The organism is Streptomyces sp. PA03-6a (genome assembly GCF_033792765.1).
In the GTDB taxonomy this organism is placed as follows: domain Bacteria; phylum Actinomycetota; class Actinomycetes; order Streptomycetales; family Streptomycetaceae; genus Actinacidiphila.
In genome coordinates, this window is sequence record NZ_JARAVK010000365.1 from 1 (window position 1) to 6,843 (window position 6,843).

Here is a 6,843-nt window from a genome sequence, read left to right on the forward strand (position 1 = left end):
GGCAGGGACCGGGTCGGGGAGCTCGGCGGAGGCGGGGCCGCGGTCCCGGAGGAACCAGTGGCGGGCGGAGACGAACCACCATGTCGCGGCGAAGCCGAGGACGACCAGCACCGCGATCGGCGCGTAGTTGAAGGTGTCGACCGTGACCGGGCTGACCTGGGGCAGCATGAAGAGCACGGTGATGAAGACGACCCACGTCACGGCGATGACGCCGATCGGGCGGGACCAGCGGCCGAGGTGCCAGGGGCCGCGCTCGAAGTCGTCCCCCTTGCCGAGGCGCAGGAAGGTCGGGATGACGTACGCGATGTAGAGGCCGATGACGGCGATGGAGGTCACGGCGGCGTACGCGGTCAGGTTGATCAGGTACGGCAGGCCCAGGACGAGTGCGCCGAGCGCGGCCAGCCAGACGGCATTGGTGGGCGTCTTCGTCCGCGGGTTGATGCGGTGCCAGACCGCGGAGAAGGGCAGCGCCCCGTCGCGCGAGAAGGCGTAGATCATGCGGCTGTTGGCGGTGACGGAGGCCATCCCGCAGAAGAGCTGGGCGCCGATGACGACGAGCAGCAGGAGCTTGCCGCCGACGTCGCCGAGGCCGTCGATGAGGATCTGCGCCGGGGGGACGCCGGTCGGCGTGTCGAGGACGTCGTCGTAGGACCGGATCGCGTACGTGAAGCCGAGCAGCAGCACGAAGCCCGCGATCCAGGAGATCCATATGGAGCGGACGATGCCGCGCGGGCCGGCGGTGGCGGCGTCGTGGGTCTCCTCGGTCATGTGGGCGGAGGCGTCGTAGCCGGTGAAGGTGTACTGCGCCATCAGCAGGCCGAGCAGGACCACGTAGAAGCTGCTGCCCCAGCCGGTGTTGTTGACGAAGTGGGTGAAGACGAACGACGTCGACTGGTGCCGGTCCGGCACGAAGGCGAGCGCGCCGACGATCAGGCCGACGCCGAGCACGTGCCACCACACGCTGATGTCGTTGAGGAGCGCGACGATGCGGACGCCGAAGGTGTTGAGCAGCCCGTGCAGCAGCAGGATCGCGGCGAACAGGACGATCGTGTGGCCCGGGGTGCTGCTGAAGCCGAACTGCAGGTCCAGGTAGGCGTTGAGGAAGCTCGCGGCGCCGAAGTCGATGCCGGCGGTGACGGCGACCTGGCCGAGCACGTTGAACCAGCCCGCGAACCAGGCCCAGGCGGCGGCGCTGCGCGGCGGGGCGAGCCGGTGGGCCCAGTAGTACAGGCCGGCGGAGGTCGGGTACGAGGAGCAGATCTCGGCCATCGCCAGGCCGACGACCAGCGTCATGAGCCCGACGGCCACCCAGCCCCAGGTGATCACGGCGGGGCCGCCGGTGTTCATGCCGAAGGCGTAGAGGGTCAGGCAGCCGGAGAGGACCGAGATGATGGTGAAGGAGACCGCGAAGTTGGAGAACGCGGACATCCGGCGGGCCAGCACCTGGGTGTAGCCGAGTTGGCGGAGGCGTTCCTCGTCGGAGACCGGGGCCGGGGGCCCGGCGGCCCCGCCCGGTTCTTTTGGAATTGTCATGCCCCCAGCGATTCCCTCGCCGGGGGCGTGATATGCGTCACAGGCGCGTCCGGAACTGGCTAGAAAAGGCTCTTGTGCACGCCCCAGCCGGCGCCGATCTTGGTGCGGCTGCCGAAGGTGCCCTTGCCGGTGCCGGTGTAGCGGTACAGGTTCCCCGCGGTGTCCCGGGCGATCAGGTCGCCCTTGCCGTCACCGTCGTCACGCCACAGGACGTTCGCCTTGTCCTGGGCCAGCAGATCGCCGATCCCGTCACCGTTCAGGTCCCCGGCACCCACGATCTTCTTGTAACCCGTTCCGGACGAGGACGTCGGAGCAGTGGTCGCCGTCGAGGTCGCCGAAGGGGACGAACCATTCCCCGAAACGGCAGGGGCCCGGCAGATGGACGTCCATCTGCCGGGCCCCTGCCGTTCAGCTGGGGTCAGCCGTTGCGCTTCCAGCGCGGCTTGTCCGTGCGGCGGTCGAAGCCGCCGGTGGGGCGGTGGTCGTCACGACGGCCGTACGGGCGGCGGTCGTTGGCGTCACGGTCGCGGTTGAACGCCGGGCGGTCGTCACGACGGTCCCGGTTGAAGGGGCGGTCGCCGCCGAAGTGGCGGTCGCGCGACTCGTGGGGGCGCGCCGGGCGGTCGTCGCGGCGGTCGTAGGAACGCGCCGGGCGGTCGTCACGACGCTCGAAGCCGCGGTCACGGTCACGGTCGCGGTTGAACGACGGGCGGTCGTCACGACGGTCCCGGTTGAACGACGGACGCTCGTCACGACGCTCGCGGTTGAACGACGGACGCTCGTCACGACGGTCCCGGTTGAACGACGGGCGGTCGTCACGACGCTCGCGGTTGAACGACGGACGCTCGTCACGGCGCTCGTACCCGCGGTCACCGCGGTCCCGGTCGCGGAACGACGGGCGGTCGTCACGACGGTCGTCGCGGCGGCGCTCGTAGTTGCCCCGGTCGTCACGGCGCTGGAACGTGCGCTGCTCCGGCGCGGAGCTCTCCGCGGCCGCGGCGGGGACGCTCGCCGCGGCGGCGACCGCCTCGGCGGCCTCGGCCTGGGCGGCGGCCACGGCGGCCTCCGGGTCCTCGCCGCGCTCACGGGCGGCACGGGCGGTGAGGCGGTCGGCCTCCTCGCGCAGTTCGGCGGCCCGCCGCTGCGCGCGCTCCAGGGACTTGGCGAGGTCGGCGACCTCACGCTCGGCCTGCTGGGCGGCGTTGCCCGCCGCGTCCGCCTGCACCTCGGTCAGCGACCGGGCGCCGGTGATCTGGGCCACGTCCTCGTCGAACGCCCCGGCCCCTCCGACGACGTGGCGCGAGGCGTCGACGCCCGCGTCCTCCATCAGCCGGAAAATCTGCTTGCGCTGGTGCGGCAGGGCGAGCGAGACGACCGTGCCGGACTGGCCGGCGCGGGCGGTGCGGCCCGAGCGGTGCAGGTAGTCCTTGTGGTCGCCGGCCGGGTCCACGTTGAGGACCAGGTCGATGCCGTCCACGTGGATGCCGCGGGCCGCGACGTCGGTGGCGACGAGGACGTTGACGTAACCGTCCTTGAAGTCCGCCAGGGTGCGGGTGCGGGCGCCCTGGGTCATGCCGCCGTGCAGGGCGTCGGCCTTGACGCCCGCGTCGCGCAGCTGCTCGGCGACGCGGTCGGCACCCATCTGGGTGCGGACGAAGATGATGGTGCGGCCCTTGCGGGCGGCGATGGCGGCGGTGACCGGGGCCTTGTCCTTGGGCTTCACGACCAGGACGTGGTGGGTCATGGTGGTGACCGCGCCGGCCGAGGGGTCGACCTCGTGCGTGATCGGGTCCTTCAGGTACCGCTTGACCAGGGTGTCGATCTCGTTCTCCAGCGTGGCGGAGAACAGCAGCCGCTGGCCGCCGGCCGGGACCAGGTCGAGGATCTCGGTGACCTCGGGCAGGAAGCCCATGTCGGCCATCTGGTCGGCCTCGTCGAGGACGGCGATCTGCACCTGGTCCAACGCGCAGGCGCCGCGCTCGATCAGGTCGCGCAGCCGGCCCGGGGTGGCGACGAGAATGTCGACGCCGCGCTCCAGGGCGTAGATCTGGTTCTGCATCGAGGTGCCGCCGCAGACGACCTTCATCTTCAGGCCGAGCACGTCGCCGTACGGCTGCAGCGCGTCCGCGACCTGCATCGCCAGCTCGCGGGTCGGGGTGAGGATCACACCGCGCGGACGCTTGCGCTCGGTGCGGCCCTCGGACAGGGAGGTGAGCAGCGGCAGACCGAAGGAGAGGGTCTTGCCGGAGCCGGTACGTCCGCGGCCGAGGATGTCGCTGCCGGCCAGGGCGTCGGGGATCGTCGCCGCCTGGATCGGGAAGGGGGTGGTGACCCCGTTCTGCGCCAGCTTGCGGACGATCCCCTCGGGCAGGCCGAGGTCGCCGAAGGTCACGCTGGGGGTTTCGGGAGCGGTCTGCTCCTCGGTGACGGCCTCGTCGGCGCCGTCGGTGTCGATGGGCATGGCGGAACGGTCGGCAGTGTCAATAGACATGCTGAAGCTAAAACCTCTCGGAGATTTCGGCACGCGCCAGCTCCGGAGGTTGCTTACAACCGCCTCGATGCGGTCAGCCACAGGAGAAAAGGAACGCGCCAACGCGGCGCGCTTCGGTTCGGCGCCGGGCAATGGGATCAAACGATCTACCAGCATACGCATACGAGACCGCTTTGGCCAATTCGGTCCTCTCGGCCCCTCCCGTTCCTCATGTGGCGCCGTTCACCGAGGGTGCGCTGGACGGCGACGGCTCGGGCGACTCGCCGCCCCCGGACGGCGGCGGCGAGCTGTCCCCCGGCGGGGGCGTCGTCGACGGCCGGTCCGAGGGGGGCGAGGACTGCGAGGGCCGCCCCGAGGACGAGGGGCGCCCCGACGGCTTCCCGCTGTGGGAGCGGTCCGGGCCCTGGGTCGGCCCCGGTACCGACTCCTCCGCCGACACCGAGGGCGAGCCGGCCCCGGGCGCGAGGGCCCCGGGCCGCCCCTCCACCCCGCCCGCGCCGCCCACGCTCACGCAGCCGGTCACGGAGCCCAGGGCGAGCACGGGCAGGAGCAGCACGGCCGCCGTACGCGCGCGGGCGGTGGCAGGGGTCACGGAGGCACCTCTGGTGGATCTGGCGGGACCGGTGGGTCCGGTGGGTCCCGCGGGGGCGTGGCGGGATCGGGTTCCGCGCTGCCCAACGGGCCCACGGCCCTCGGGGACACGCCCGTAGGGGCGGGAGCGCGCCCCCGCGGCGACCGGCCCGCCCCCGCGCGGGTCACCGAACGGCTGCCACCCGGCGCCCCTTTGGCACGCCCCGGTACCGCAATCCGCGCCGGACGCTGCCCGAACGGCCGTCCGTCCCGGACAATGGCGGTGTGCTGGAGATGTCACGCGAAGCGTTCGAGGAACTGGTCAGCGACGCGCTGGACCGGATCCCGCCCGAGCTGACCCGCGTCATGGACAACGTGGCGGTGTTCGTCGAGGACGAGCCCGACCCCGCCGATCCGGAGCTGCTGGGCCTGTACGAGGGGACGCCGCTGACCGAGCGCGGGGAGTGGTACGCGGGCGTCCTGCCGGACCGGATCACGATCTACCGCGGCCCGACCCTGCGCATGTGCGGCACGAAGGAGGAGATCGTGCACGAGGTCGCCACGACCGTCGTCCACGAGGTGGCGCACCACTTCGGCATCGAGGACGAACGCCTGCACGAACTCGGCTGGGGCTGAGCCCCGGTGACCCCCCGCGGGCGCGCGGGGGACCTCCGTCCTGCGGCGCATGGCCCGCGACGGCCGGGGGCATACGTCGGCAATGCTCCGTGTTCGCTCTCGTGTGCCCCGTATCCGTGACCTGTGGCGCCGCCACCGCACCGCCCAACCGCCCGCCGCCTCCCTCCCCCTCCCCCCGGCCCGCCCCTACCTGGGCGCGCTCGGGCTGCTCGCGGTGACGCTGGTGGGCGGCTGGCTCGGCCTGGTGGTGCTGGGCAGCATCGAGGAACCGGTCGGCCCGATGAACACCCGGATGTCGCTGCACCCGTCCTGGACCGGGGACACGAAGGTCAACATCTCCCCGCTGGGCTCCCTCCAGCTGGACAGCCACGACGGCCCGCTGCGTCTGGTCGTGGACGTCGACACCCTCGACCCCGACCGGGCCCGGACCCTCGTGCGGCACCCGGAGCGGATCAGCGGGCTGCAGAGCGAGGTCGCCGCCGACGTCGAGCACAGCACGACCGAGCTCGCGCTGCGGTCCTCGGTGGCCGCGCTGACCGGCGCCACCGCCCTCGGCCTGGCCGTCTACCGCAGGCCCCGCCGCGCCCTCGCCGCGGGCGGGCTCTCCCTCGCGGTGCTGGCGGCCTGCGCCGGCACCGCGTACGGCACCTGGAACCCGCGCAGCGTCCTGGAACCCCGGTTCTCCGGGCTGCTGAGCAGCGCCCCCTCGGTGGTCGGCAACGCGCGCAGCATCGTCAGCGACTTCGACATCTACCAGCAGGAACTCGCCCGCCTGGTGACCAACATGACCCGGCTGTACGACGCGACGTCCACGCTGCCCGCGTACAACCCGGACCCGACCACGCTGCGCGTGCTGCACGTCTCGGACATCCACCTCAACCCGGCCGCCTGGCAGATCATCGAGTCCGTCGTCGCCGAGTACAAGATCGACGTGATCGTCGACACCGGCGACCTGATGGACCACGGCACCACCGCCGAGAACGGCTTCACCTCCGCCATCCCCGACCTCGGCGCGCCCTACGTCTTCGTCCGCGGCAACCACGACTCCATGGACAGCCAGCGCGCGGTCGCCGGCCGCGCCAACGCGTACGTGGTCGACGACGGCCGGTCCGTGGTCGTCAAGGGGCTGCGCATCGCCGGCATCGGCGACCCGCAGTTCACCCCGGACCGCTCGGTCGAGGCGGCCGGCGACCCGTCGGAACGGGTGGCCGGGCAGGAGCTGGCCGACGCCATCCGGCGGCAGAACGCCACGGGCGCCAAGGTCGACATCGCCGTCGCCCACAATCCGATCGCCGCCGCCCAGACGGACGGCACCGTCCCGCTGATCCTCTCCGGGCACACCCACACCCGGGACGTCGACGTCCTCGAGCACGGCAGCCGGCTGATGGTGCAGGGCACCACCGGCGGCGGCGGACTGCGCGCCGTCGAGGGCGACACCCCCCAGAAGGTGGAGGCCTCCGTGCTCTACCTGGACCGGGACACCCACGCCCTCCAGGCCTGGGACGAGATCACCCTCGGCGGGCTCGGGCTGTCCACCGCCGAGGTCTCCCGCCACCTCCCGGAGGAGGTGGAGCCGGGCCGCGCCCCGTCCCCCTCCTCCTCCCCCTCGAAGG

The 6,843-nt window shown here is 72.4% G+C and carries 6 protein-coding genes; 2 read left to right on the top strand and 4 right to left on the bottom strand.

The annotated features are described in order from the left end of the window. From PV350_RS43025 to PV350_RS43040, 4 genes are all read right to left on the bottom strand, one after another. On the bottom strand, positions 1-1,533 hold a 1,533-nt coding region (locus PV350_RS43025; protein WP_500338831.1), incomplete at its 3' end, for an amino acid permease. Positions 1,534-1,592: 59 nt separating this feature from the next. Beyond that, entirely contained in the window at positions 1,593-1,808 is a 216-nt protein-coding gene (locus tag PV350_RS43030) for a hypothetical protein (protein WP_499512610.1), read from the bottom strand. Between the two features lie 143 nt (positions 1,809-1,951). Then, entirely contained in the window at positions 1,952-4,024 is a 2,073-nt protein-coding gene (locus tag PV350_RS43035; protein WP_499512611.1) for a DEAD/DEAH box helicase, read from the bottom strand. A gap of 208 nt (positions 4,025-4,232) precedes the next feature. Then, on the bottom strand, positions 4,233-4,616 hold the full coding sequence (locus tag PV350_RS43040; RefSeq protein WP_500338832.1) for a hypothetical protein: 384 nt from the start codon (positions 4,614-4,616) through the stop codon (positions 4,233-4,235). 263 nt (positions 4,617-4,879) lie between these two features. On the opposite strand from PV350_RS43040, the gene PV350_RS43045 reads away from it, so the two are divergent. Continuing rightward, positions 4,880-5,230: a metallopeptidase family protein gene (locus PV350_RS43045; protein ID WP_499512613.1), complete on the top strand. Its 351-nt coding sequence runs from the start codon at positions 4,880-4,882 to the stop codon at positions 5,228-5,230. Between the two features lie 82 nt (positions 5,231-5,312). Beyond that, positions 5,313-6,843: metallophosphoesterase family protein (locus tag PV350_RS43050; protein WP_500338833.1), on the top strand; the 1,531-nt coding region annotated here is incomplete at its 3' end.

Excerpts from the sequence above, each read along its gene's own strand:
- PV350_RS43035 (WP_499512611.1), bottom strand. The coding sequence starts at position 4,024 with ATGTCTATTGACACTGCCGACCGTTCCGCCATGCCCATCGACACCGAC.